This window comes from Pseudomonas sp. AS2.8, from assembly GCF_014190935.1.
In the GTDB taxonomy this organism is placed as follows: Bacteria; Pseudomonadota; Gammaproteobacteria; order Pseudomonadales; family Pseudomonadaceae; genus Chryseomonas.
The window spans coordinates 130,575-153,495 of sequence record NZ_JACHVV010000002.1; the positions used below are offsets into that span (position 1 = coordinate 130,575).

General features: G+C 67.8%; 20 protein-coding genes and 1 other RNA gene. 5 read left to right on the forward strand and 16 right to left on the reverse strand.

The features are described 5' to 3' along the window. Positions 1-44: 44 nt before the first annotated feature. From FHR73_RS07555 to FHR73_RS07565, 3 genes are read right to left on the reverse strand one after another with little or no spacing between them, the layout of a single operon-like run. Positions 45-1,010, reverse strand: coding sequence for an ABC transporter substrate-binding protein (locus tag FHR73_RS07555; protein ID WP_183631521.1), 966 nt, complete (start codon positions 1,008-1,010; stop codon positions 45-47). 5 nt (positions 1,011-1,015) lie between these two features. Continuing rightward, a complete protein-coding gene (locus FHR73_RS07560; protein ID WP_183630326.1) occupies positions 1,016-1,969 on the reverse strand; it encodes an ABC transporter substrate-binding protein in 954 nt (317 codons plus the stop codon). Beyond that, positions 1,966-2,745 (reverse strand): class II aldolase/adducin family protein, encoded by a 780-nt coding sequence (locus FHR73_RS07565; RefSeq protein ID WP_183630327.1) that lies wholly within the window; start codon positions 2,743-2,745, stop codon positions 1,966-1,968. Before FHR73_RS07565 ends, FHR73_RS07560 begins: the two co-directional genes overlap by 4 nt. 250 nt (positions 2,746-2,995) lie before the next feature. Here FHR73_RS07565 and FHR73_RS07570 point away from each other — a divergent pair, with 250 nt between their 5' ends. Both FHR73_RS07570 and FHR73_RS07575 read left to right on the forward strand, forming a co-directional pair. After that, a complete protein-coding gene (locus FHR73_RS07570; protein WP_183630328.1) occupies positions 2,996-3,598 on the forward strand; it encodes a cysteine dioxygenase in 603 nt (200 codons plus the stop codon). Continuing rightward, positions 3,595-5,163 (forward strand): rhodanese-related sulfurtransferase, encoded by a 1,569-nt coding sequence (locus FHR73_RS07575; protein WP_183630329.1) that lies wholly within the window; start codon positions 3,595-3,597, stop codon positions 5,161-5,163. The genes FHR73_RS07570 and FHR73_RS07575 overlap by 4 nt, the downstream gene beginning before the upstream one ends. 169 nt (positions 5,164-5,332) lie before the next feature. Here the strand turns inward: FHR73_RS07575 and FHR73_RS07580 are convergent, their stop codons facing one another. Next, a complete protein-coding gene (locus FHR73_RS07580; protein WP_183630330.1) occupies positions 5,333-5,986 on the reverse strand; it encodes an alpha/beta family hydrolase in 654 nt (217 codons plus the stop codon). 112 nt (positions 5,987-6,098) lie between these two features. Here FHR73_RS07580 and hemN point away from each other — a divergent pair, with 112 nt between their 5' ends. Beyond that, positions 6,099-7,481 (forward strand): oxygen-independent coproporphyrinogen III oxidase, encoded by a 1,383-nt coding sequence (gene hemN, locus FHR73_RS07585; RefSeq protein ID WP_183630331.1) that lies wholly within the window; start codon positions 6,099-6,101, stop codon positions 7,479-7,481. A 63-nt stretch (positions 7,482-7,544) separates the two neighbouring features. Then, positions 7,545-8,276 (forward strand): fumarate/nitrate reduction transcriptional regulator Fnr, encoded by a 732-nt coding sequence (gene fnr / locus FHR73_RS07590; protein ID WP_007162251.1) that lies wholly within the window; start codon positions 7,545-7,547, stop codon positions 8,274-8,276. 38 nt (positions 8,277-8,314) lie between these two features. On the opposite strand, the gene FHR73_RS07595 is transcribed toward fnr, so the two are convergent. The 12 genes from FHR73_RS07595 to FHR73_RS07650 form a co-directional block, all read right to left on the reverse strand. Continuing rightward, the gene (locus tag FHR73_RS07595) at positions 8,315-10,732 is read right to left on the reverse strand and encodes a TonB-dependent siderophore receptor (protein ID WP_183630332.1); all 2,418 of its coding nucleotides are present in this window, start codon (positions 10,730-10,732) and stop codon (positions 8,315-8,317) included. A gap of 77 nt (positions 10,733-10,809) precedes the next feature. Next, positions 10,810-11,742, reverse strand: a complete 933-nt coding sequence (locus FHR73_RS07600) for a DUF4880 domain-containing protein (protein WP_183630333.1) — start codon at positions 11,740-11,742, stop codon at positions 10,810-10,812. Beyond that, positions 11,739-12,248, reverse strand: coding sequence for a sigma-70 family RNA polymerase sigma factor (locus FHR73_RS07605; RefSeq protein WP_183630334.1), 510 nt, complete (start codon positions 12,246-12,248; stop codon positions 11,739-11,741). Before FHR73_RS07605 ends, FHR73_RS07600 begins: the two co-directional genes overlap by 4 nt. Positions 12,249-12,346: 98 nt before the next feature. Further along, positions 12,347-12,946: a recombination mediator RecR gene (gene recR / locus FHR73_RS07610; protein WP_183630335.1), complete on the reverse strand. Its 600-nt coding sequence runs from the start codon at positions 12,944-12,946 to the stop codon at positions 12,347-12,349. 62 nt (positions 12,947-13,008) lie between these two features. After that, positions 13,009-13,335, reverse strand: a complete 327-nt coding sequence (locus FHR73_RS07615; RefSeq protein ID WP_007162246.1) for a YbaB/EbfC family nucleoid-associated protein — start codon at positions 13,333-13,335, stop codon at positions 13,009-13,011. A 33-nt stretch (positions 13,336-13,368) separates the two neighbouring features. Next, positions 13,369-15,366 (reverse strand): DNA polymerase III subunit gamma/tau, encoded by a 1,998-nt coding sequence (gene dnaX / locus FHR73_RS07620; protein ID WP_183630336.1) that lies wholly within the window; start codon positions 15,364-15,366, stop codon positions 13,369-13,371. A gap of 177 nt (positions 15,367-15,543) precedes the next feature. Beyond that, positions 15,544-15,825: a hypothetical protein gene (locus FHR73_RS07625; protein ID WP_183630337.1), complete on the reverse strand. Its 282-nt coding sequence runs from the start codon at positions 15,823-15,825 to the stop codon at positions 15,544-15,546. 186 nt (positions 15,826-16,011) lie between these two features. After that, positions 16,012-16,108, reverse strand: an RNA gene (gene ffs, locus FHR73_RS07630) — signal recognition particle sRNA small type. Between the two features lie 88 nt (positions 16,109-16,196). After that, on the reverse strand, positions 16,197-17,963 hold the full coding sequence (locus FHR73_RS07635; RefSeq protein WP_183630338.1) for an ABC transporter ATP-binding protein: 1,767 nt from the start codon (positions 17,961-17,963) through the stop codon (positions 16,197-16,199). Beyond that, complete coding sequence (locus FHR73_RS07640) at positions 17,960-19,081, reverse strand: beta-glucosidase (RefSeq protein WP_183631523.1); 1,122 nt, start codon at positions 19,079-19,081, stop codon at positions 17,960-17,962. Before FHR73_RS07640 ends, FHR73_RS07635 begins: the two co-directional genes overlap by 4 nt. 8 nt (positions 19,082-19,089) lie before the next feature. Then, entirely contained in the window at positions 19,090-20,268 is a 1,179-nt protein-coding gene (glf, locus tag FHR73_RS07645) for a UDP-galactopyranose mutase (protein WP_183630339.1), read from the reverse strand. Next, the gene (locus FHR73_RS07650; protein WP_183630340.1) at positions 20,259-21,437 is read right to left on the reverse strand and encodes a glycosyltransferase family 1 protein; all 1,179 of its coding nucleotides are present in this window, start codon (positions 21,435-21,437) and stop codon (positions 20,259-20,261) included. Before FHR73_RS07650 ends, glf begins: the two co-directional genes overlap by 10 nt. Before the next feature lie 359 nt (positions 21,438-21,796). Here FHR73_RS07650 and galE point away from each other — a divergent pair, with 359 nt between their 5' ends. Then, positions 21,797-22,885, forward strand: coding sequence for a UDP-glucose 4-epimerase GalE (gene galE, locus FHR73_RS07655; protein WP_183630341.1), 1,089 nt, complete (start codon positions 21,797-21,799; stop codon positions 22,883-22,885). Positions 22,886-22,921 lie beyond the last annotated feature (36 nt).

Below are 22,921 nucleotides of genomic sequence, written 5' to 3' on the forward strand. Positions count from 1 at the left end.
TGGCGCTGAGCGTAGCGAAGCCCAACACCACCCCGCATCCCGCCCTACTCCCGCGCCGCCTGCCGCGGCACGTCCGGCTTGCTGACCCGGAACCCCTCGGCGAAGGTCGCCCGGGCCTCCAGGCGCTGTGGTATCAGGCCGCTGCGATGATAGAAGTCCGCCGCCGCCTGCTGGTCGGCCACCACCTGCTGGTCGATAGGTTCCCAGTGCAGTTGGCGGCGCTCGAACTGCAACCGCGCCACCGCTTCGGGAAAGCCGATGATCTGCGCCAGGGTCTTGGCATAGCTGTCCAGGTGGCTGTAGCCCCAGCGCTGGGCAGCGGCCAGGCGCTCGAGATAGTCCTGCAGCGCCGCGCGCCGGGCCGGATCGGCCAGGGCCGTGTCGGTGGCGGCCAGGAAGCTGTTGCCCGCCCAGAGTCCGCGACCACTGACCAGCACCCGAGCGCCGTCGACCTGCTCGGCCTGGGCGGTGTAGGGCTCCCAGGTCGCCCAGGCGTCCACCGAACCATTGGCCAGGGCCATCTTGGCGTCCACCGGGCCGAGGAAGCGAAAGCTCACGTCCTGGGCGGTCAGGCCCACGGAATCCAGCGCCTTGAGGGCAATGTAATGACCAATGGAGCCGCGCCCGGTGGCGATGCGCTTGCCCTTGAGATCGGCCGCGCTACGCAGTGGCGAGTCGCGCGGCACGATCACCGCCGTGCCATAGGGATCGGACTTGTCCACGGCGATGGCCTTGACCGGCGCGCCGGCGGCCAAGGCGAACAGCAGCGGCCCGTCACCGATGATGCCGGCGTCCACCGCGCCAGCATTGAGCGCCTCGGCCAGGGGCGCGGCGGCGGGAAATTCCGCCCACTGGATGCGATAACCCGGCAGGTCGCGCAGGCCGTCGGCAGCCTCCAGCTGGGCGCGCATGTTGCCCTTCTGGTCGGCGATGCGCAGGGTCAGGGTCTCGGCGGCCAGGGCCGCGCTGGCGGCGAGCAGCAGCGGTAGCGCCAGCAGGGTACGGCGGATGAGGGTCATGGTTTGGCTTCCTGGGTAAAGACACTGGCATCGGCCAGGGCGGCGACGTCGACCGGCTTGGGCAGCACCTGGAGTTCGCTGAACAGATCGGCCACCTGCTGAACCGCGGCGACGTCCGCCGCCTGCACCGGGCGCAGGCCACGGGAGGTGCGGGTGGAAATGGCCACCGCGGCGCCTTCCGGCAGGCGCGTCAGCTCGGCATAGACCCGCGCATAGTCCTGCGGATGGGCGACCGCCCAGGCCCGTGCCTGGGCCAGGCGCCCGGCGAAATCGGCGATGGCGGCGCGCTTGGCCGGGTCCTCCAGCGACGCCGGGGTGGCGGTGAGAAAGCCCAGCGCGGTGGTCAGCCCCTGGCCGTCGCGCAGCAGCCGGGCGCCGTGTTGCTCGGCGATGCCGAGATAGGGATCGAAGGTCGCCCAGGCGTCGATCTGCCCGGCATTGAAGGCGGCGCTGGCGTCGGTGGGCAGCACGAACTTGACCGTGACGTCCTCCCGTCTGAGCCCGGCCTCTTCGAGGGCGGCATAGAGCAGGTGCTGGGAGATGCTGCCCTTGGCCGAGGACACCACCACGGTGCGCCCCTTGAGATCCTTGACCGAACGGATCGGCGAATCCTTCTGCACCAACAGGCCGTTGGCCTGGGGGTAGCCGACGTTGGTGGCGATGAGCTTGAGCGGCACACCGCCGGACGCGGCCATCAGCACCGGCAGGTCACCGGCATAGGAGGTATCCACCGCGCCGACGCGCTGGGCCTCGAACAGCGGCGCGGCGCCCTGGAAGTTGGCCCAGCGATAGTTGTAGGGGGCGCCTTCGAGGGTGCCGGCGGCTTCCATCATGGCGCGCAGACCACGGGCCTGGTCGCCCAGCACCAGGGTCACGCCGGAGAGATCCGGCGCCGCCTGGGCCTGCCCCAGCAGCAACGCCAGGCCCAGCGTGGCGAGCAATCGCTTCATTGCGCGTACTCCCGGCCCTCGTGGCGCTCCAGTTGACGTACCGCCGCCTCCCAGTGACGGACATGGGCACCGCGCGCCAGATTGCCGGGGATGAGGTCGCTGACCTTCTGCGCGACGGCGTCCGCGGCGATCACCAGTTCTGCCCCGCCGCTCTGCGCCGCCAGTTGCGCCGCGCAGGAGCGCTCCAGGTAATAGAGGTGCCAGAAGGCCTCCTCCAGACTTGCGCCCACGGTGAGCAGGCCATGGTTGCAGAGTATCATCGCCGGGTGCGTTCCGAGGTCGGCCACCAGCCGACTCTGCTCGTCCAGATCCAGGGCCACACCCTCGTAGCCGTGATAGGCCAGGCGGCCAAAGAACCTCATGGCGTGCTGGGAAAGCATCAGCAGTCCACCGCGCTGGGCGGAGACGCCGATGCCGGCGGCGGTATGGGTGTGCAGCACCGCATGGAGTTCCGGCTGGGCACGGTGGATGGCGCTGTGGATCACGTAGCCGGCCGGGTTTATGCCGAGCCCGGTGGGGTCGAGGACGATCTCGCCATCGATATCCACCTTCACCAGCGAAGAGGCGCTGATCTCGTCGAAGGTCTGGCCGAAGGGATTGATCAGGAAGTGCGCCTCCGGGCCCGGCACCCGCAGCGAGAAGTGGGTGTAGATGTGGTCGGTCCAGCGTTCGCGGGCGGCCAGGCGATAGGCGGCGGCGAGCTTGACCCGAGCCTCCCATTCGGCGGCGGACACCTGGGCGCGGACGCTGGCGAGGGCGTTGTGGAAGGCGGTCATGCAGGGCTCCAGAAGCAGAAGAGGCGCCAGGGCGACGGGCGTTGCCCTGGTCTGCTTAGAACCTAACGTTGTGGGTCGCCGAGACGGAAATATCGATTGCGCATAACCTAATATGCACCGCATGGATAAACAAATTAGATAATTATGCGAATCATAGTTTTCAGCACAGAACCAATCGATCTAAGGCGCCAGGCCCTGACCTTGCTTTAATGGCCGTCATTGCCCACCCGTCTCATCCGTGGAGCCCGCCATGACCCTTAGGCTCGACCGCCTGCGCCTGTTCCTGCATGACCTCGCCACCCTCGTCGACGAACACCCTGCCGAACCGCAGCTGCTGCAGCGAGGCGCCGCCCTGCTCGGCGAACTGGTCCGCCATGACGACTGGCTGCCGGAGGACTGCGCCCTGCCCCGCCCCGAGCGCTACAGTCAGTACCTGCTGCATGCCGATGCCCGCCAGCGCTTCTCGGTGGTGAGTTTCGTCTGGGGCCCGGGCCAGGCCACGCCGGTGCATGACCACCGCACCTGGGGCCTGATCGGCATGCTGCGCGGCGCCGAGACCGCCCAGGGCTTCGCCCGCGATCCCGCCGGCCGCCTGCTGCCGGAAGGCGCTCCCGTGCGCCTGGAGCCGGGCCAGGTGGAAGCGGTCTCGCCACGGGTGGGCGACATCCACCAGGTCAGCAACGCCTATGCCGACCGCACCTCCATCAGCATCCACGTCTATGGCGGCAACATCGGCGCCGTGCGCCGCGCCGTCTATGCCGCCGATGGCCAGGAAAAGCCCTTCATCTCCGGCTACACCAATCGCCAGCTGCCCAACCTGTGGGACCTGTCCCAGGAGACCGCCACACCATGACCGCCATCCGCACCGCCGAGGACATCCGCCAGGCCCTGCTCGCCGGCACCGAAGTCGCCCTGCTCGACGTCCGCGAGGAAGACCCCTTTGCCGCCGGCCATCCGTTGTGGGCCGCCAATCTGCCGTTGTCGCGCCTGGAGCTGGAAGCCTGGTCGCGGCTGCCGCGGCGCGACGTGGCCATCACCCTCTATGACGCGGGCGAAGGCCTGGCGGAACGCGCGGCCGAACGCCTGCGCGCCCTGGGCTATACCGACGTGGCTCTGCTCGAAGGTGGCCTCGCGGGCTGGCGCGCCAGTGGCGGCGAGCTCTTCATCGACGTCAACGTGCCGAGCAAGGCCTTTGGCGAACTGGTGGAAGCCCGCCGCCATACCCCCTCGCTGCCCGCCGAGGAGGTCCAGGCGCTGCTGGATCAGGACGCCGACCTGGTAATCCTCGATGCCCGTCGTTTCGAGGAATACCAGACCATGAGCATTCCCGGCGGGGTCAGCGTGCCGGGTGCCGAACTGGTGCTGCGGGTGGCCGAGCTGGCACCCGATCCGCGGACCCGGGTCATCGTCAACTGCGCAGGCCGGACCCGCAGCCTGATCGGCGCCCAGTCGCTGATCAACGCCGGCATTCCCAATCCGGTGGCCGCCCTGCGCAATGGCACCATCGGCTGGACCCTGGCCGGCCAGACCCTGGAACACGGCCAGCAACGCCGCTTCGGCGCGGTGAGTCCGGCGACCCGGGCCACCGCCGCGACCCGCGCGCGTCAGGTCGCCGATCGCGCCGGTGTCGCCCGGCTGGCCTTCAGCGAACTGGAGGCCTGGCGCAACGAGGCGCAGCGGACGAACTACCTGATCGATGTCCGCACCCCCGAGGAATTCGCCGCTGGCCACCTGCCCGGTGCCCGCTCGACGCCAGGTGGCCAACTGGTCCAGGAGACCGACCACAGCGCCCCGGTACGCGGTGCCCGCCTGGCCCTGGCGGACGACGACGGCGTACGCGCCAACATGAGCGCCTCCTGGCTGGCACAGATGGGCTGGGACGTGGCGGTGGTCGATGCCATCCCGGCCAGCGCCCTGAGCGCCACCGGTCCCTGGCAGCCGCCCGCGCCCGTTCCCGGGCCGCTGGAGCGCATCTCGGTGACGCGCCTGCAGGAATTGCTGGCGGAGCCGGGCACCCTGGTGGTGGATGTCACCGCCAGCGCCAACTATGTGCAGCGGCACATCCCGGGCGCAGCCTGGGTGCTGCGCGCCGATCTGCCGGCAGCGCTGCCACCGGCCGAGCGCTATGTCTTCACCTGCGGAAGTGGCCAACTGGCCGCCTTCGCCGCCGTCGATGTCCAGGCCATTACCGACCGGCCGGTCCTGCTGCTGGAGGGCGGCACCGCGGCCTGGCTGGCTGCCGGCCTGCCGGTGGAAAGCGGCGAAACACAGCTGCTGTCGACCCGGCGCGATCGCTACCGACGCCCCTATGAAGGCACCGAGGCCCCGCGCGCGGCCATGCAGGCCTACCTGGACTGGGAATTCGGCCTGGTCGAGCAGTTGCGGCGGGATGGCACCAGTGGCTTCCGGGTGATCTAAGAGCCTGCTCAAAGTCTGCTGCGCGTCGGCCAAACGGCGTTGAAAATGGCTTCGGAATGCTCATTTACCACTCGTAAACCCGAGCGCGGGTCCGATCCGCTTCCTCAGCCATTTTCGTGGGGCCGCCTAGGCCTTGTTTGTCTCTAGTTCGCGAGACCTTGAACAGGCTCTAATGCATCGATGCCGTCCGCACGAAGGCCGCCACCCAGGCCGCCGTTTCCACCAGCGCCTGGGTCTGGCTCAGGCCGCTGCTCTTGAGCGGCTTGAGATCGTGGTCGGCGGTGGCGATCCACTGCACCTCGAGCGTGGGCGCCAGGGCATAACCGGCCACCTCCGCGCGGGTGCCCAGGGCATCCCGCTCGCCCTGGACGATCAGCGTCGGCGTGGCCAGGGTCGCCAGGTGTTCGGTGCGCAGCCGCTCGGGCTTGCCGGCCGGATGGAAGGGATAGCCCAGGCAGACGAGGCCCGCCGCGCCCAGGTCATCGGCCAGCAGACTGGCCATCCGCCCGCCCATGGACTTGCCCGCCAGCCACAACGGCCCGCTTTCCGCCGCGCGCCAGGTGGCGACCATGGCCCGCCAGTGCTCCAGCAGGACCGGCGCCGGATTCGGCGGGCGTCGCCGGCCTTCGGCGCGGGCCCGCGCCATGTAGGGAAAGTCGAATCTCAGGGTGCGGATGTCGCGCCGCGCCAGTGCTTCGGCCAGCTGCTCCATGAAGGGGCTGTCCATCCCCGCCCCCGCCCCATGGGCCAGCAACAGGGTCGCCAGCGGCGGACCCGCGGGTCGGCATTCGCGAAAGCTGTCGAGGTACAACTCGTCTGCCATGGGCCACTCCTCGTCCAAACGCCCAAGCTTAACCCGGCCTTTATTGATCTGGATCAATAAAGCGCAGGCCGCGCCCCTCACACTGGGCACCTCGAAACCATTGGAGCCCGGCATGACAGCCGCCCTCGTCTGGGACGCCGACCTCATCGCCCGCTACGATCGCGCCGGCCCCCGCTACACCTCCTACCCCACCGCCGTGCAATTCCACGACGGCATCGGTCCCTTCGACCTGCTCGGCGCCCTGCGCCTGAGTCGCCAGGCCGGACGGCCTCTCTCGCTCTACCTGCACGTGCCCTTCTGCGCCAACATCTGCTACTACTGCGCCTGCAACAAGGTCATCACCAAGGACCGCAGCCGCAGCGCCGCCTACCTCCACGCCCTGCGCCAGGAGATGATCCTCACCAGCCGGCACCTGGAGGGCGGGCAGCGGGTGGAACAGCTGCACCTCGGCGGCGGCACCCCGACCTTTCTCAATCCCATGCAGCTGCGCGAGCTGATGGCCGACCTGCGCCGGCACTTCACCCTGGCCGACGACGACCGGGGCGACTACTCCATCGAGATCGATCCGCGCGAAGCCGACTGGAGCACCATGGGCCTGTTGCGCGAGCTGGGTTTCAACCGCGTCAGTTTCGGCGTCCAGGACCTGGACCTGCAGGTGCAGCTGGCGATCAATCGCCTGCAGCCCTTCGACGACACCCGCACCCTGGTGGAGGCCGCCCGCGCCCTCGACTATCGCTCCATCAACCTGGACCTCATCTACGGCCTGCCGCGGCAGACCCCGGCCAGCTTCGCCCACACCGTGGAGCGGGTGCTGGAATTGCAGCCGCATCGCCTGTCGGTGTTCAACTACGCCCATCTGCCGCAGCGCTTTCCGCCGCAGCGGCGCATCGACGCCAGCGAACTGCCGGACCCCGCGGCCAAGCTGGAGATGCTGCAGCGCACCGTGGAACAGCTGCTGGCCGCGGGTTATCGCTACATCGGCATGGACCACTTCGCCCTGCCCGACGACGACCTGGCCATCGCCCAGGAAGACGGCACCCTGCAGCGCAACTTCCAGGGCTACACCACCCACGGCCACTGCGACCTGCTCGGCTTGGGCGTCTCCGCCATCAGCCAGGTGGGCGAGGTGCTCTGCCAGAACACCCCCGATCTCGCCCGCTACCAGGAACGCCTGGGCCAGGGCGAACTGGCGGTGGCCCGCGGCCTGCGCCGTTCGCGCGACGACCGCATCCGCGGCGCGGTGATCGCCCAGCTGATCTGCCACTTCCAGCTGGACTTCGCCGCCATCGAGCGCAGCTGCGAACTGGATTTCCGCCAGTACTTCGCCGATGCCTGGCCGCACCTAGACGCCATGGCCGCAGACGGCCTGATCCGCCTCGATGCGCGCGGCCTGCAGGTGCTGCCGCCCGGCCGCCTGCTGATCCGTGCCCTGTGCATGCTGTTCGACCGCTATCTGGCGGGCCACGACAATCAGCGCTTTTCCCGGGTGATATGACCCATGCCTGCCACGACTGCTAAAGTTAGACTTTTGGAAACAGACGAGAAGCGATCCTCCCCCATGACCGAGCCCCTCAAGCTGCGCAACGCCCAGGCCCATTGCAAGGATTGCAGCCTCGCCTCGCTGTGCCTGCCGCTGTCGCTCGATCTGAAAGACCTGGACGCCCTCGACCAGATCGTCAAGCGCGGCCGGCCGCTGGCCAAGGGTGACCACCTGTTCCGCCAGGGCGATACCTTCGGCTCGGTCTATGCGGTACGTTCCGGCGCCCTGCGCACCAGCAGCCTGAGCGATGCCGGCGAGGAGCAGATCACCGGCTTCCACCTGCCCAGCGAACTGGTCGGCCTGTCGGGCATGGACACCGAGCGCTATCCGGTCTCGGCCCGGGCGCTGGAGACCACCACCGTCTGCGAGATCCCCTTCGAGCGCCTGGACGAACTCTCCGAGCAGCTGCCGCAACTGCGCCGCCAGCTCTTGCGGGTGATGAGCCGGGAGATCCGCGACGACCAACAGATGATGGTGCTGCTGTCGAAGAAGAGCGCCGACGAGCGCATCGCCACCTTCCTGGTCAATCTCTCCGCGCGCTTCCATGCCCGCGGCTTTTCCGCCCAGCAATTCCGCCTGAGCATGTCGCGCAACGAGATCGGCAACTTCCTCGGCCTGGCGGTGGAAACCGTGTCGCGCGTCTTCACCCGCTTCCAGCAGAGCGGTGTGCTGGCGGCCGAAGGCAAGGAAGTACGCATCCTCGATTCCGCCCGCCTCTGCGCCCTGGCCGGCGGTCAGCTGGAAGGTTGAGGCCAGGGGTCCTGCCTGAGTGGCAGGACCCTGAGCACCTAGAAGCTGTAGCTGACCGTCGCGGTCACGTTGCGCTCCTCGCCGAAATAGCAGAAGTCCAGGCTGTAGCAGGACGCCACGTAGTCCTTGCCCAGCACGTTGTTGGCATTGACCCGCGCCGTGAGCCCCGGCAGCCCCAGGCGGGTGAAGTCATAGGCGAGCATGGCGTCCACCAGGGTGTAGGCCGGTACCTTGCGGGTATTGGCCTTGTCCGCCCAGCTGGTGCCCACGTAGCGCGCGCCGGCGCCGACGCTGAAGCCCGCCAGGGGCCCCGCCAGTTCGTATTGCCCCCACAGCGACGCCTGGTGCCGCGGCGCCTGATTCGGCGTATTGCCCTGGGTGCCGTCCAGCGCCTGGGTGTACTCGATGTCGGTGAAGGTGTAACTGCCCAGCAGCTTGAGCCGCTCGGCCAGTTGCAGATGGCCCTCCAGCTCCAGGCCACGGGAGTGGATCTCGCCCACCGAAGAATAGAAGTCCTCCTGGGGCAGCTTGGTCGCCACGTTTTCCTGGGTGATGTGGAACAGCGAGGCGGTGTAGAAGCTGGCGCTGCCGGGCGGCTGGTATTTCAGGCCCAGCTCCCACTGCTTGCCCTCGGTGGGCTCCAGCGGATTGCCCGCCGCATCGTTGTAGGCATTGGGATTGAAGGACGTGGAATAGCTCAGGTAGGGCGCCAGGCCATTGTCGAACAGATAGAGCGCTCCGGCGCGCCCGCTGGCCTGGCCGCGGCGCGCGCTGCTGCGGGTACCCGCCTGGCGATCCTCGATGCCGATCTCCACCCAGTCCTGGCGCAGGCCGAGCGAAAGGCGCCAGCGATCCAGCTCGATCAGGTCCTGCAGGTAGACGCCGGTCTGCTGCAGTTCGCGGCGGTATTCGCTGCCCGGGTAGACGGTCACCTGGCCACCATAGCTGGGCGCGAAGGCATCCAGCGGATCTGCCGTGCCACTGGGCCAGTCGACGTGGGTCCAGCGGCGCTGGTAGTCCAGGCCGGCCAGTAGGGTATGACGGCTGCCCGCCCAGTCGAAGTCCGCCTGCACCAGGTTGTCCAGGGTATAGGCGTGCAGATTCTCGCGGCCGCCGGAGTAGTAGCGATTGAGCAGGTCGCTGCTGCCGACATAGCCGTAGCCATAGACCTGCTCCAGCTCGACCCGCGACTTGGCATAGCGGAAATTCTGCCGCGCGCTCCAGACGTCGTTGAACCTGTGCTCGAACTGGTAGCCGACCATCTGCTGGGTTCGCTCGAATTTGTCGTGGTCAGGCTCGCCGTCGAAGAAGTGATTGCTGATGTAGCGGCCATTGCGGCGATAGAGGCTGCCTTCGGCCGGGACGCCACTGTGGTAGCCGCCATCCGGGTCCTTTTGCAGATAGGCCTGCAGGGTCAGGATGGTGTCGTCACTCAGGTCGATGGCCAGACTGGGGGCCAGGGCATAGCGCTCTTCCTCCACATGATCGAACTGGGTGTCGCTGTGCTGGGCCAGACCCACCAGGCGGTAGGCGATATGCCCCTCCTCGTCCAGCGGTCCGCCGAAATCGAAACCGGCGCCGCGCTGGCCGAGATTGCCCAGGGTAGCCTGGACCTGGTGGTAGGGCTGGTACAGTGGCTTCTTGCTGGTCAGGGCCACCAGGCCGCCCGGCAGGCTGCGGCCATAGAGCACCGAAGCCGGCCCCTTCACCACGTCGATGCGCTCGAGGAAATAGGGGTCGACCTGCAGCGAGCTGAAGGTGCCGCTGTCGCCCATGGTCTTGAGGCCGTCGAGAAAGACATTGTCGACGCTGTTGTCGGCGAAGCCGCGCATCACCACATAGTCGTAGCGATTGGAGGCGCCGATCTGGCCGGTGAAGATGCCCGGGGTGTACCTCATGGCCTGCTGCACGGTCTTGGCGCCCTGGTCATCGATCTGCTCGCGGGTCACCACCGAGACCGACTGGGAGGTTTCCAGCAGTCCCTTGCTGGTCTTGGTGGCCACGTCGCTGTGGGTCGCCAGGTAGCCATCGGTCTCGCCCAGGGCGTTGCCCAGGGCGAAGCCGGTCACCGTGGTGTCGCTGAGGGCGGTCACCCCGCTCGCGGGCATGGCCTCCAGGCGATAGCTGTCATCCGCCTGGCGCACCGCCTGCAGGCCACTGCCCTGGAGGATCTGCTGGAAGCCCTCGGCCGGCGTGTAGCGGCCTTGCAGGCCCGGACTGCGCCGACCTTCCAGCCCCTGGGCGGGCGCCGACAGCAGCACGCCGCTCTGGGCGGCGAAGGTGCTCACCACCGTGGCCAGACTGCCCGCCTCGATGCGGTATTCCTGCGCCAGGGGCGCCGCCTGGACCAGGCCCTGGGACGTGGCCAGGCCGGTGATGCCCAGCGGCATGGCCAGGGCGAAGACGCGCAGGGCGCGGCACAGCGGATGCAGGGTGAAACGGGTATGGCGGTGCATGGAGGGCCTCGAAGCGGAGATCGTTTCCCCCAAGCCCCGCGAGCGCGCCAAAGGGGAACCACCTGCAGCGATTTTTTTCAGGCGGGCACGATCTGCACCCACCAGGGCAGGCGCCGCTCCACCCGCACCGGCAGGCTGTCGGCCAGGGCGGCCAGCGCGCGATCGGTGTCAGCCAGGGGATAGCTGCCCACCACCCGCAGTTGGGCGACTGTGGCGGTGCAGGTCAGCAGGCCCGGTCGATAGCGACCCAGCTCCGCCACCAGGGCCGCCAGCGACCAGTCGTCCACCACCAGCCGCCCCTGGCGCCAGAGTTGCCGCCCCGGATCGACCGTGCCTAGCGGCTGTACGGCGGTAGCCGTCATCAGCGCTCGAGCCCCTTGCGCCAGGCGCTCGGGTCGGGCCTGGCGTGGCAGCAAGTGCAGAGCGCCACTGTAGGCCGCGACTTCCAACCCCTCGTCCCGCGCGTGGATCGCGCAGCAGCCCGCCCCGAAGCGCACCCGGCCTGGCGTCGTATCCAGCACCGTGGGCGCCGCGCGCCCTCGGCTTTCGAACAACGCCTCGCCGCGCAGCAAGCGCCAGTGATCCGCCGTGGCCCCGCGCGCGAGCTGGCTGTCGGTGTTGAGCCAGACGCGCACCCCGGCGGCCAGGTCGAAGGCGCGGATCTCGCCAACCGCCGTGCTCAAGGTGGCGCCCTGCCCCAGCTGCCAGTCGTCCGGCCGCGCCCAGCCCAGCGCCAGACCACCCAGGGCCAATCCCAGCACCTTGAGCGCCCGGCGCCGGCCCAGGGACTCGCGCCGCGCCAGGGCCAGTCGACCGGACGCCGGCAGTCCGCTGAAACGCGCACTGATCTCTTCCACCCGCGCCCAGGCCACGGCGTTGCGGCTATCCGCCTGCAACCAGCGCTCCCAGGCTCGCTCGGTGACGGGGTCCACCTCGTCGGCAGCCAGTTCGGCGAACCAGTCCGCCGCTTCCGCCAGAGGTCCGCCACCGCCAGGCGTCAGCGCACTCAAGACACCAATTCCAGGCAGTGCAGCATGGCCTGGGCCATGTACTTCTTGACCATCCGCTCCGACACGCCCAGGCGCTCGGCGATGACGGCATAGGTGAGGCCTTCCAGTTGCGCCAGCAGAAAGGCCTGGCGCACCCGGCCAGGCAGGCAGTCGAGCAGCGCATCGAGTTCGGTGAGGGTTTCCAGGATCAGCGCCTGGGCTTCCGGCGAAGGCTGCACGGCCTGCGGTCGCGCGGCGAGCGCCTCGAGATAGGCGCGCTCCAGCGCCTGGCGGCGCCAGTGGTTGGCCAGCAGTCCCTGGGCGACGGTCGCCAGGAAGGCGCGCGGCTCACGCAGGCGTTCCAGCTCGCCTTCCCGGGCCAGCAGCCGCACGAAGGTGTCCTGGGCCAGGTCGGCCGCCTGCCCCAGGCAACCCAGCCGCCGCTGCAGCCGCTCGCGCAGCCAGCCATGGTGGTCCAGGTAGAGGGTCCGGATGTGTCCATACCGGTCGGACTCGAGCGTCTGCATCACCATCCTCGGAAGCCGCTGATTTCCGATAATGATAATGCTTCTCGATCACAAGATACAGGCCTGTCGCCGTCTTGCAGCGACGGGATAGCGCAGCGCTAGAGCGAGATCGGCTTGCGCCCGGCGAAGGCGTGGGTCAGGGTGCCGCCGTCGACCAGGTCGAGTTCGCCACCCAGGGGCACGCCATGGGCGATACGGGAGATGGTCAGACCCTTGGGCGCCAGCAGCTGGGCGATGTAGTAGGCGGTCGCCTCGCCTTCCACCGTGGGGTTGGTGGCAATGATCATTTCCGTGAAGCCGCCTTCGCTGACGCGCCGTTCGAGTTCGGGTACGCCGATGGCGTCCGGACCCAGGCCGTCGATGGGCGACAGGTGCCCCTTGAGCACGAAGTAGCGCCCACGATAGCCGGTCTGCTCCACGGCGAAGACATCCATGGGGCCTTCCACCACGCAGAGCAGGCTGTCGTCACGCCGGCTGTCGGCGCAGAAGCCGCAGATCTCGTCTTCGCTGAGGGTGCGGCAGCGCTGGCAATACCCAACCCCTTCCATGGCGGCGCTGAGGGCAGTGGCCAGGCGCAAGCCACCCTGGCGTTCGCGTTCGAGCAGTTGCAGGGCCATGCGCTGGGCGGACTTCTGGCCGACCCCGGGCAGGACCCGGAGCGCATCGATCAATTGGCGAATCAGGGGACTGAAGCTCATGGACTACCGTACTGGAGGGCGGGAGAGACGGGTGCCCGCTGGACACCCGCAGCTGGAGCAGCTTAGAAAGGCATCTTGAAGCCGGGCGGCAGCTGCATCCCGGAGGTCATGCCGGACATCTTGTCCTGGCTGTTCTGCTCGATCTTGCGCACGGCGTCGTTCACCGCGGCGGCGATCAGGTCTTCGAGGATTTCCTTGTCTTCCTGCATCAGGCTGTCGTCCAGGCTGACGCGCTTGACGTCGTGTCGGCCGGTCATGACGACGCTGACCAGGCCGGCGCCGGATTGACCGGTCACTTCGGCGTTCGCCAGCTCTTCCTGCATCTTCTGCATCTTTTCCTGCATCTGCTGGGCCTGCTTCATCAGGCCGGCCATGCCACCTTTCATCATGTCTGCTACCTCGAACTATGAATGGAAAACCGGTCAGGCTTGGGTGTCGACCGGCTCGATGGTACCCGCGCGCACCGTGGCGGCGAACTGTTGCATCATCTGGCGGATGAGCGGGTCGTCCTGGATCGACAACTCCGCCTGCCGCTGCCGCTCCGCCCGGCGCCGTGCGGCGGCCTGGGCGGGCGTCTCCTGCTCGGGGGTCTGGATGGTGACCTCGAGCGTAATCGGGCGTCCCTGCTGCTGGTTCAGGGCGTCGTTGAGCCGGCGCTGCTGGTTGGCGTTGAACAGCGCGCTCTGCGCCGGATCCAGGTGCAGGTGCCAGCGATCGCCGTCCACCGCCACCAGGGTGCAGTTGGCCGCGATGCTGGCCGTCAACCCGCCCAGCTTGAGGTCGGGGAACAGGGTCTGCCAATCGGCTGCCAAACCGGTGGCCGGTTGCACCGCCGGCGCTGGCGCCGCGGCCACCGCTTCGGCGGCCGGCTCACCCAGGCTGTCGAGGTAGTCGTCCAGCCCCACCTCGTAGTAATCCTCGGCTGGCGGCGGCTCTTCGTCACCGTCCAGATCGTCACCGGCCGTGTCCGCGGGCAGTTCGGCGATCACCGTGGCGTCCGGCGTCGTCTCGACCCGTGGCGCGGGCGTGGGCGCGGCGCTCGGCGCCGCCTGAGCGGCGGGCGCAGCGACCCGCGCCACCGGCGCGGGGGCAGGCACCGCTGCCGCCTTGACCTCTGCTTGCCCGGACTCCTCCCAGGGCAGATCGACCGGCACCTCTTCAGGGGTGGTATTAACTGCAGGTGGCGGCACGGGGACAGGCGCAGGGGCTGCCTGAGGCCTGGGGGCAGGCGCTGGGGCCACCGGAACCGCCACGGCCACCGGACGGGGGTTGGAGTCAGCCGTGGCCGGGCTGGCTCCCGTCGTCTTTAGTGCCGGTCGCTCGGTAACCACCGCACCGGCGGGCCGGAAGGCCAGCATACGCAGCAGGACCATTTCGAAGCCGTGACGCGGATCCGGTGCCAGTGGCAGATCGCGACGGCCAACCAGACCCAGCTGGTAGTAGTACTGGACATCTTCCGCCGGTAGCGTCTGCGCCAGGCTCAGCACCCGCTCGCGATCGCCCTGGCCATTGTCCACCGCATCGGGCAGCACCTGGGCGATGGCCACGCGGTGCAGCACATTGAGCAGCTCGGCCAGCACGCCGCCCCAGTCGGGGCCCTGCTCGGCCAGATGGCGGACCGCGTCCAGCACCGCGCGACCGTCACCTTCCAGCAAGGCCTGGAGTACGTCGTAGACCTGGCCATGATCGAGGGTTCCGAGCATGGCGCGCACATCGGCGGCCAGCACCTTGCCCTCGCCGAAGGCGATCGCCTGATCGGTCAGGCTCATGGCGTCGCGCATGGAGCCATCGGCCGCGCGACCCAGCAGCCAGAGGGCATCGTCCTCGAAGGGAATGCTTTCCGCAGCGAGCACCTGCTGCAAGTGGGCGACGACCCGCTCCGGCGGCATGTTCTTCAGCGAGAACTGCAGGCAGCGCGAGAGGATGGTGACCGGCAGCTTCTGCGGATCGGTGGTGGCGAGCAGGAACTTGACGTGGGGTGGCGGCTCTTCCAGCGTCTTGAGCAGGGCGTTGAAGCTGTGGGTGGAAAGCATGTGCACCTCGTCGATGAGGTACACCTTGTAGCGACCGCGGGACGGCGCGTACTGCACGTTCTCCAGCAGCTCGCGGGTGTCTTCCACCTTGGTGCGGCTGGCGGCGTCCACCTCGATGAGGTCGACGAAGCGACCTTCATCGATCTCGCGGCACACCGAGCAGCTGCCACAGGGCGTCGAGCTGACGCCGGTCTCGCAATTCAGGCACTTGGCCAGGATCCGCGCGATGGTGGTCTTGCCGACCCCGCGGGTGCCGGTGAACAGATAGGCATGGTGCAGCCGCTCGTTGTCCAGCGCATTGATCAGCGCCTTGAGCACATGGGTCTGGCCGACCATTTCGCGGAATGACCGCGGGCGCCATTTGCGCGCAAGAACCTGGTAACTCATCGAGACCTGATCAGGAGAAGACGTGGGGGAGCACATGCTAACGAAGAGGGGCCGCGAATGCATCCCGCCGCATGGTATCGGGACGACGCCACGCGGGCTGCGGCTACCTCTCCAGATGGAGGCAGCCAGGCGGATTTTCAAGCGATCAGGAAGGGAAACGGCAGCGAAAAAGCCGTTTCAGGCGCGCCGGCAGTGGTCTTCGCCGTCGGCCAGGAGCACGCTTGCGACATAGGCGGCCAGGGCATCCAGCTGGCCGCGCAGGCGGCTCACGGTGGCGTTCATCTTGAAGGGATTGATCGCCTCCTCGTTGGTCAGGTCGATCCTGATCAGCAGCAGGGGCTCGCTGGGGTGGTAGATCTGAGCGACCAGCGTCGTCTCGGTGTCGCGCCGGCAGTCGACACGATAGGGATGGAGGCCATTGCTCAGGGCGCGTCCTGCGCTTTCGAGTCCGTTCTTCACGAAAGATCCTTGGACATCTGTCCAGTGGTGAGAGTGCGGCGCGCATGATGGCACAGAGCCATGAACCAAAACAGTGCATTTCGTCACGAAAGCCGTGCGGCGTGGTTCGCGGAGTGCTGGGAGGTGACGCGGACAAGAAGGGAAAAAAGCGGAAAGAGGAAAAGCGGGGGGCAGAAATGGAGGTGGCCCCGCCAGCCACACCCCGGCACACGACATCACCGCTGCGGCTGCTCCCTTCCGGGCCTGACCGGGTTCACGGTTGATCGTTGCGGGGGGACCGACAGAGCCACCATAACGCCTCACCCTGAGGTGAGGTGCGTCATTCTACTCGGTTGGGGCGAAGTTGCAAGCCATACAAGGACTTAGGTTCGCTAGGGTGCCGCCTGCAATTCCCAGAGCGCGGCGAAGCTGCCCTCCCCCTCGCGCAGCCGCTGCGGCGGACCGTCCTCGACGATGACGCCCTGCTCCAGCACCAGAATGCGGTCGAAGCCGGTCAGGGTGGAGAGCCGATGGGCAACCGCCACCACGGTGCGGCCTTGCATCAGTTCCAGCAGGGCCCGCTGGATGACCGTCTCGGAATGGCTGTCCAGCGCCGAGGTGGCTTCGTCGAGGATGAGGATGGGCGCATCCTTGAGAAAGGCCCGGGCGATGCCCAGGCGCTGGCGCTGACCACCGGAAAGCAGCACGCCGCGCTCCCCCACCGGGGTGTCGTAGCCCAGGGGCAACTCGCGGATGAAGTCGTCGCAATAGGCATGGCGGGCCGCCGCCTCCACCTCGGCGTCGCTGGCCTCCGGCCGGCCATAGCGGATGTTCTCGCGGATGCTGCGATTGAACAGCGCGTTCTCCTGGGGCACCACGGCGATGCGCTGGCGCAGGCTGTCCTGACTGACCGTGCGGATGTCCTCGCCATCGATGCAGATCCGCCCCTGCTGGACATCGTCGAGGCGCTGCAACAGCCCGATCAGGGTCGATTTGCCGGCGCCCGACGGCCCCACCAGTCCGATCTTCTGGCCGGCCGGCACCTCCAGCTCGAAACCCTGGAACACCTCACGCCCATCGGGATAGCGATAGTGCACGCCCGTAAAGCTCAGGGCGCCGCGCGCCTGGGTCAGGGGTCGCTCGACGTCGCTCTGGCCGTGGGGCTGGATAAGGATGCGCAGGGTCTCGCCGATGGCTCCCAGCTGCTGGGTGGTGTCCACCAGCGCCAGGGCCAGGTCACGGGAGCCGTGCAGGATGCGAAAGGTCAGGGCGCTGACCATGACCACGTCGCCGGCGGTGATGCTGCCACGGCTCCACAACGCAATGGCCCAGGCCAGCATGCCGCCGGCCATCAGCGACAGGCAGGTATCGTGGAGTACCCGGGCCTGCTCCAGATGCATCCAGCTGCTGCGCTGGGCACGCGCCTCGACGCCGATGGCCTGGGCCAGTCGCTGCACCTCACGCTCCCGGGCGGAAAAGGCCTTGATGGTCCAGACGTTCTGCACCAGGTCCACCAGCTCGCCGCCGACATGGGCCGACTGGGCGGCGAAGCGCTGGTGCCGCGCCCGTCCGCGAATGCCGAAGGCGGTGATCGCCAGGGCCACGATCAGCACGAAGGCCACCAGCGCCCCGGCCATGCGCAGGTCCACGGTGCAGAGCACCACCACCGCGCCGATGAAGTCGACGCAGGGCGGCATGATCTTCCAGGCCAGCCCGCCGTAGATGGCTCCCGCGGCCGCTCCGGTGGCCGAGATCCGGTTGCCCAGGGCCCCGGCGAAATGCTGGGAGAAATAGTGCATCGGGTGGCCGGTGAGATAACGGAACAGATCGACGCGCAGATCGGCGCCACTGGCCACCACCGTGCGACAGCCCAGCCAGCCACCACCGCGCCAGAACAGGTTCTCCAGCACGATCAGCGAGATGAACAGCCAGAACGGCCCCCACACCGCCACCCGGCGGGCCGGATCGGCCATGGCATCGACCAGCAGCTTCATGCCGTATTGCACCGCCACCGCACAGGTCGCCGCGCCGACCACCAGTAATAGCAGGCCGCCGAAGTGCCAGGGTCGCAGGCGGACATAGCGCCAGAGAAAGGCGCCGACCCGCTCCGGCAGGGGCCATTGGGCACGCCGCCGCGCGCGGCGCTCCGCTGCGCTCATCGTCCCGCACCGCCTGCCAGTACCTGGCGCTGGCGCTGCAGGACCTCGGCCAGGGGCTGGTGCAGCGCCCGACGCCCCGCCCCGTCGGCCACGCCAAACAGCCCCGTGGGACAGAGGCGGTCATCGTCCCAGCCGGGATAGTCGAGCACCGGATACAGGCAGATGCCCTGCAGCGGCACGCCCTGGCGCAGCGCGCGCCCGACCTGGTCGGCCACCTGTTCCAGCCAGGCGGCTCGCGCCGGGCCTTCGGCACCCGTCTCGGCGATCAGCAACGGCCGACCATAGCGCTGGTGGACCTCGGCCAGCATGCCCTGCAAGGGTCGATGGGCCGGATCCTCCACCGCCAGGGTCCCGCCGCCCAGGTACCACTGGTTGTCGGAGTAGTAGTTCAGCCCCAGGATGTCGAGGTAGTCGGGGCGCCCGCCCAACCCTGGCCACTGGCGCCCGCTGAGCAGGTCCCAGGCCTCGAACTGGGCCTGGCGATAGGCTTCCGCGGCCTCGCGCTGCTCGGGGCGGCGCGCGGCCACATGGATGAGTGGATCGATGGCGAGGAAGCGCGCCTCTGGGAGTTCGGCCCGAATCGCCTCGATCGCGGCGATGCTGGCGCGCACCAGCTGATGCTTGAGCTCCTGACCACGGCCACGGGCGCCGGGATTGAACAGGCCCTGGTCGCCGCCGGCCCAGGCCCAATAGGAGATTTCGTTGATCGGCGCCAGGCAGGGACGGGTCTCGCCCTCCTCCCGCAACAGCCGGGCAAAGGCGGCGGCATAGCGGGCGAAGGCCTCGACGAAGGCCGGTCGCCAGATATCCAGGTGATCGGGCCAACCATAGTGGCAGAGGTCCCAGATCACCTGGACGCCTGCCGCTCGCGCGGCACGCACCTGCGGCAGCACGCTGGACCAGTCGTAGTGCCCCGCCCGGGCCTCCACCCGGTGCCAGCGCAAACCGTCGCGTACGGTGCGCAACCCCTGCTCCGCCACCGCGCGATAATCCTCCGCGGCCCAGCGGTCATGGGCGGTGCTGGCGAGCAGATCCAGGCGCCGGCCATCGGCGCGCCGGTGGCTGGAGCATTCGAAGCCGGCCATGAAGAAACTCTGGAACGGCGAGCGTTCCGCCATCACGTCTCTCATGGTGCCTGCCGTGCCAGGCTTTCGTGGTGTTCGGCGCTCTCCCCCGCCGCCGGCCCGAGTTCCGCTTCCTCGATGCGCTTGTAGGCGGCCAGCGCCTGACCCACCACCTGGTCCATGTTGTAGTAGCGATAGGTCCCCAGACGGCCGATGAAGATGACATTGGGGGTCGCCTCCGCCAGGTGCTGGTAGCGCCGGTACAGCTCGGCGTTTTCCGGGCGCGGAATCGGGTAGTAGGGCTCGCCTTCCGCGCTGGGATATTCGTAGGTCAGGCTGGTGCGCTCGTGCGTCTGGCCGGTGAGGTGCTTGTACTCGGTGATGCGGGTATAGGGCACCGCTTCGCTGGGATAGTTGACCACCGCCACCGGCTGGAAGCGTGGCGTATCGCGCGTTTCGTGCCTGAAGGCCAGGGAGCGATACGGCAGCCGACCGAAGCGATAATCGAAGAATTCGTCGATGGGTCCGCTGTAGACCAGATGCTGGTGGGGAATCAGTTCGCGGATCTCGCGGTAGTCGGTGTTCACCATCACCTTGATGTTGGGGTGATCCAGCATTCGCTCGAACATCCGGGTGAAGCCGTGCAGGGGCATCTGCTGGAAGGTGTCGCCGAAGTAGCGATCGTCGGTGGTGGTCCGGGTCGGCACCCGCGCCGTCACCGAACGATCCAGTTGCGACGGATCCAGGCCCCACTGCTTGCGGGTATAGCCGCGAAAGAAGGTCTCGTAGAGTTCGCGCCCGACCTGGCTGATCACCACGTCCTCGGAGGTGCGGATGTCTTCGACCGGCTCGGCGCGGGCAGCGAGAAAGGCTTCGGCGCCCTGCTCGTCCAGCTCCAGGCCATAGAGCCGATTGAGGGTGGTCAGGTTGATCGGGATGGGCACCTGCTGACCGGCGACGTCGGCCAGGACCCGATGCTCGTAGGGCCGCCACTCGGTGAAGCGCGACAGGTAGTCGACGATGCGCGGGGAATTGGTGTGGAAGATGTGCGGACCATAGCGGTGCACCAGCACCCCGGCATCGTCATAGTGATCAAAGGCATTGCCGCCGATGTGCGGTCGCCGATCCACCACCAGCACGCGCTTGCCCAGCCCCGCGGCCAGCCGTTCCGCCAGCACGCTGCCGGCGAAACCGGCTCCCACGATCAGATAGTCGAAACGCTCGAGCGCCGTTACCGCCATTGGATCTTCTCCCGCATCAGGTCACAGGTGCTGTCCCAGGACATCCCGGTCAGCAGGGCATCGGCGCGCGCCAGAAAGGCTTCGCGCTGATCTTGACTGGCCAGGGCCGCCTCGCAGGCGGCGACAAAGGCCTCGGCGCCTTCGGCAATCCAGACCACGCCGCTGTCGCCGTAGGTGCGCACCACATCGGTGATGGGCGTCGACACCACCGGACAGCCGCCGGCCAAGTATTCGGGCGTCTTGGTGGGGCTGATGAAGCGCGTCGCCTCGTTCAGGGCAAAGGGCATCAAGGCCACGTCCCAGCCGGCCAGATAGGCCGGCAACTCGTCATAGGTCTTGCCGCCCAGATAATGCAGATTGGGCAGCTGCGGCAGGCTGGCCGGATCGATCTTGACCACCGGGCCCAGGATCACCCACTGCCACTGGGGACGCAGCCGCGCCACCGCGGCCAGCAGGTCGAGATCCAGGCGCTCGTCGATCACGCCATAGAAGCCCAGCCGCGGCCGCCCCAGACCGGCCTGGTCTGCAGGCTCCGGCAGGGCCGCGCGAGCCTGACCGAAATGCGCCACGTCCACGCTGCTGGGAAAGGGAAAGACCCGCGGATGGCGGTCACGCTTGGCTTCGTAGAGGCTGTAGCCCCCGGTAAACACCAGGTCGGCGCGCTGCAGCAATTCCCGCTCCCGCTGCAGCAGGGCCGGGGGCGCGCCGCGAAAGGCCGAGAGTTCGTCCATGCAGTCGTAGACCAGGGTCTGCGCCGGGATCGCACCGGCATAGTCCAGCGCCATGGGGGTGAAATACCAGGCCACCGCCACCGGCTGTCGCAACTCCTGCAGATAGGTCTGCAGCAGTTCCTGCTGGGCGCAGGCGCGCGCCTCCGCGGACAGGCAGCGAGGCAGATGAGGTACCAGGACGCGCACGCCGTTCTCTTCCACCCGCACCTCGAGATGCGACCGGCCATCCGTGGCATCCAGGGGTTCTTCGCAATAGAGCACGTTGTAGTGCTCGGCGAAGCGCACCATCTCGTGCTGCGGGCGCTGGTAGACGAAGCTCCAGCGCAGATGGGCCAGGCATAGCAGCAGGGGCCTGGCGGGGTCCAGGGGGCGCTCCGCAATGCGCGCGGGCTGTTTGGTCTTGCCGATCGTTTCGGTATGAGGGCCGGCCCAACTCATGGTGTGCTCCTGTGAGATCGAACGTCCGACCGAGGGCGGCCAAACAGCCGCGCCTCGACCGGCGCCGTGGCAACTTGCAAAACATCCAGAGACCGTCCCGAAGGTATCGGCAGTCGGGCTGCGCGATATCGAGCAACGTTATCGACTTATTCAATTGGCAAGGGTTCATAACTTTGTCGATGAACTTCCGCTTCGCTAGAACCAATATCGCCATTCAACTTCAGAACAACGTCTACTCGATGAATTGGCACAACTAACGCTTCGCTCGAAAAGAACTAAAGCGAAGCGTTAGTTGCACTCGAGCCTGCATGAAACAGTTATTCCGAATTAATGGCTACAGGTTTGGCGAGGACGGTTGCATGTTGATGATCACGGGCGGCGCGGGCTACATAGGTTCTCATACGACGCTGGAGCTGCTGCGTGCGGGCCACGAGGTGGTGATCCTGGATAACCTGGTCAACAGCCGGGTGGAGGCCGTGCAGCGCATCGCCACCCTGGCTGGGCGGGCGCCCGTCTTCGTACGCGGTGACGTACGGGATCGCACGTTACTGGATCGGCTGTTTCAGGAGCTGCCGATCACCGGGGTCCTGCATTTCGCCGGGCTCAAGGCGGTCGGCGAAAGCGTGCAGCACCCTCTGCGCTACTTCGACAACAACGTCGGCGGCACCCTGGTGCTCTGCCAGGCCATGGCGGCCGCCGGGGTGCACCAGCTGGTCTTCAGCTCTTCCGCCACCGTCTACGGTCACTGCATTCCACCGATTAGCGAAAGCTGCCCGACCGCGGAGCCGACCAACCCCTATGGCCAGTCGAAACTCACGGCCGAGCAGGTGCTGCGCGGGCTCGCCGGTGCCGATCCGCGCTGGTCCATCGCCGTGCTGCGCTACTTCAATCCCATCGGCGCCCACCCCTCAGGGCTGATCGGCGAGGACCCCCAGGGCACGCCCAACAACCTGGTGCCCTATCTGCTGCAGGTGGCCAATGGTCGCCGGCCCTGGCTGGACGTCTTCGGCGACAACTACCCGACGCCCGATGGCACTGGCGTCCGCGACTACATCCATGTGCAGGACCTGGCCCGCGGCCATTTGGCGGCGCTGAACGCCCTGGCCGAACGTCCGGGCGTCTCGACCTGGAACCTGGGCACCGGGTGCGGGCATTCGGTCAAGGAGGTGGTGGCGATCCTGGAACAGCAACTGGGTCGCGACATCCCCTGTCACTTCGCCCCACGACGCGCGGGCGACGTGGCCCAGTGCTGGGCCGATCCGGAAAAGGCCTGGCAGGAGCTCGGCTGGCGCGCCGAACGCAGCCTTGCCACCATGCTGGAAGATGCCTGGCGCTGGCAATCGCTCAATCCCCAGGGCTATCGCCAAACGAGCAAGGCGGCTATCGCGGTAAAAGATGTTTTCGAGAAAGAAGAACGTGCGAGCGAACCGACCACGCGCTCCGCTTGAATCCGGGAAGTTATTCTGCTCGTTAAATAAGGCTTC

Excerpts from the sequence above, each read along its gene's own strand:
- FHR73_RS07595 (WP_183630332.1), bottom strand. The coding sequence starts at position 10,732 with ATGCACCGCCATACCCGTTTCACCCTGCATCCGCTGTGCCGCGCCCTG.
- FHR73_RS07580 (WP_183630330.1), bottom strand. The coding sequence starts at position 5,986 with ATGGCAGACGAGTTGTACCTCGACAGCTTTCGCGAATGCCGACCCGCG.
- FHR73_RS07565 (WP_183630327.1), bottom strand. The coding sequence starts at position 2,745 with ATGACCGCCTTCCACAACGCCCTCGCCAGCGTCCGCGCCCAGGTGTCC.
- FHR73_RS07640 (WP_183631523.1), bottom strand. The coding sequence starts at position 19,081 with ATGGCGGAACGCTCGCCGTTCCAGAGTTTCTTCATGGCCGGCTTCGAA.
- FHR73_RS07570 (WP_183630328.1), top strand. The coding sequence starts at position 2,996 with ATGACCCTTAGGCTCGACCGCCTGCGCCTGTTCCTGCATGACCTCGCC.
- FHR73_RS07635 (WP_183630338.1), bottom strand. The coding sequence starts at position 17,963 with ATGAGCGCAGCGGAGCGCCGCGCGCGGCGGCGTGCCCAATGGCCCCTG.
- fnr (WP_007162251.1), top strand. The coding sequence starts at position 7,545 with ATGACCGAGCCCCTCAAGCTGCGCAACGCCCAGGCCCATTGCAAGGAT.
- glf (WP_183630339.1), bottom strand. The coding sequence starts at position 20,268 with ATGGCGGTAACGGCGCTCGAGCGTTTCGACTATCTGATCGTGGGAGCC.
- FHR73_RS07560 (WP_183630326.1), bottom strand. The coding sequence starts at position 1,969 with ATGAAGCGATTGCTCGCCACGCTGGGCCTGGCGTTGCTGCTGGGGCAG.
- FHR73_RS07605 (WP_183630334.1), bottom strand. The coding sequence starts at position 12,248 with ATGCAGACGCTCGAGTCCGACCGGTATGGACACATCCGGACCCTCTAC.
- dnaX (WP_183630336.1), bottom strand. The coding sequence starts at position 15,366 with ATGAGTTACCAGGTTCTTGCGCGCAAATGGCGCCCGCGGTCATTCCGC.
- FHR73_RS07650 (WP_183630340.1), bottom strand. The coding sequence starts at position 21,437 with ATGAGTTGGGCCGGCCCTCATACCGAAACGATCGGCAAGACCAAACAG.
- FHR73_RS07575 (WP_183630329.1), top strand. The coding sequence starts at position 3,595 with ATGACCGCCATCCGCACCGCCGAGGACATCCGCCAGGCCCTGCTCGCC.
- FHR73_RS07615 (WP_007162246.1), bottom strand. The coding sequence starts at position 13,335 with ATGATGAAAGGTGGCATGGCCGGCCTGATGAAGCAGGCCCAGCAGATG.
- galE (WP_183630341.1), top strand. The coding sequence starts at position 21,797 with ATGTTGATGATCACGGGCGGCGCGGGCTACATAGGTTCTCATACGACG.
- hemN (WP_183630331.1), top strand. The coding sequence starts at position 6,099 with ATGACAGCCGCCCTCGTCTGGGACGCCGACCTCATCGCCCGCTACGAT.
- recR (WP_183630335.1), bottom strand. The coding sequence starts at position 12,946 with ATGAGCTTCAGTCCCCTGATTCGCCAATTGATCGATGCGCTCCGGGTC.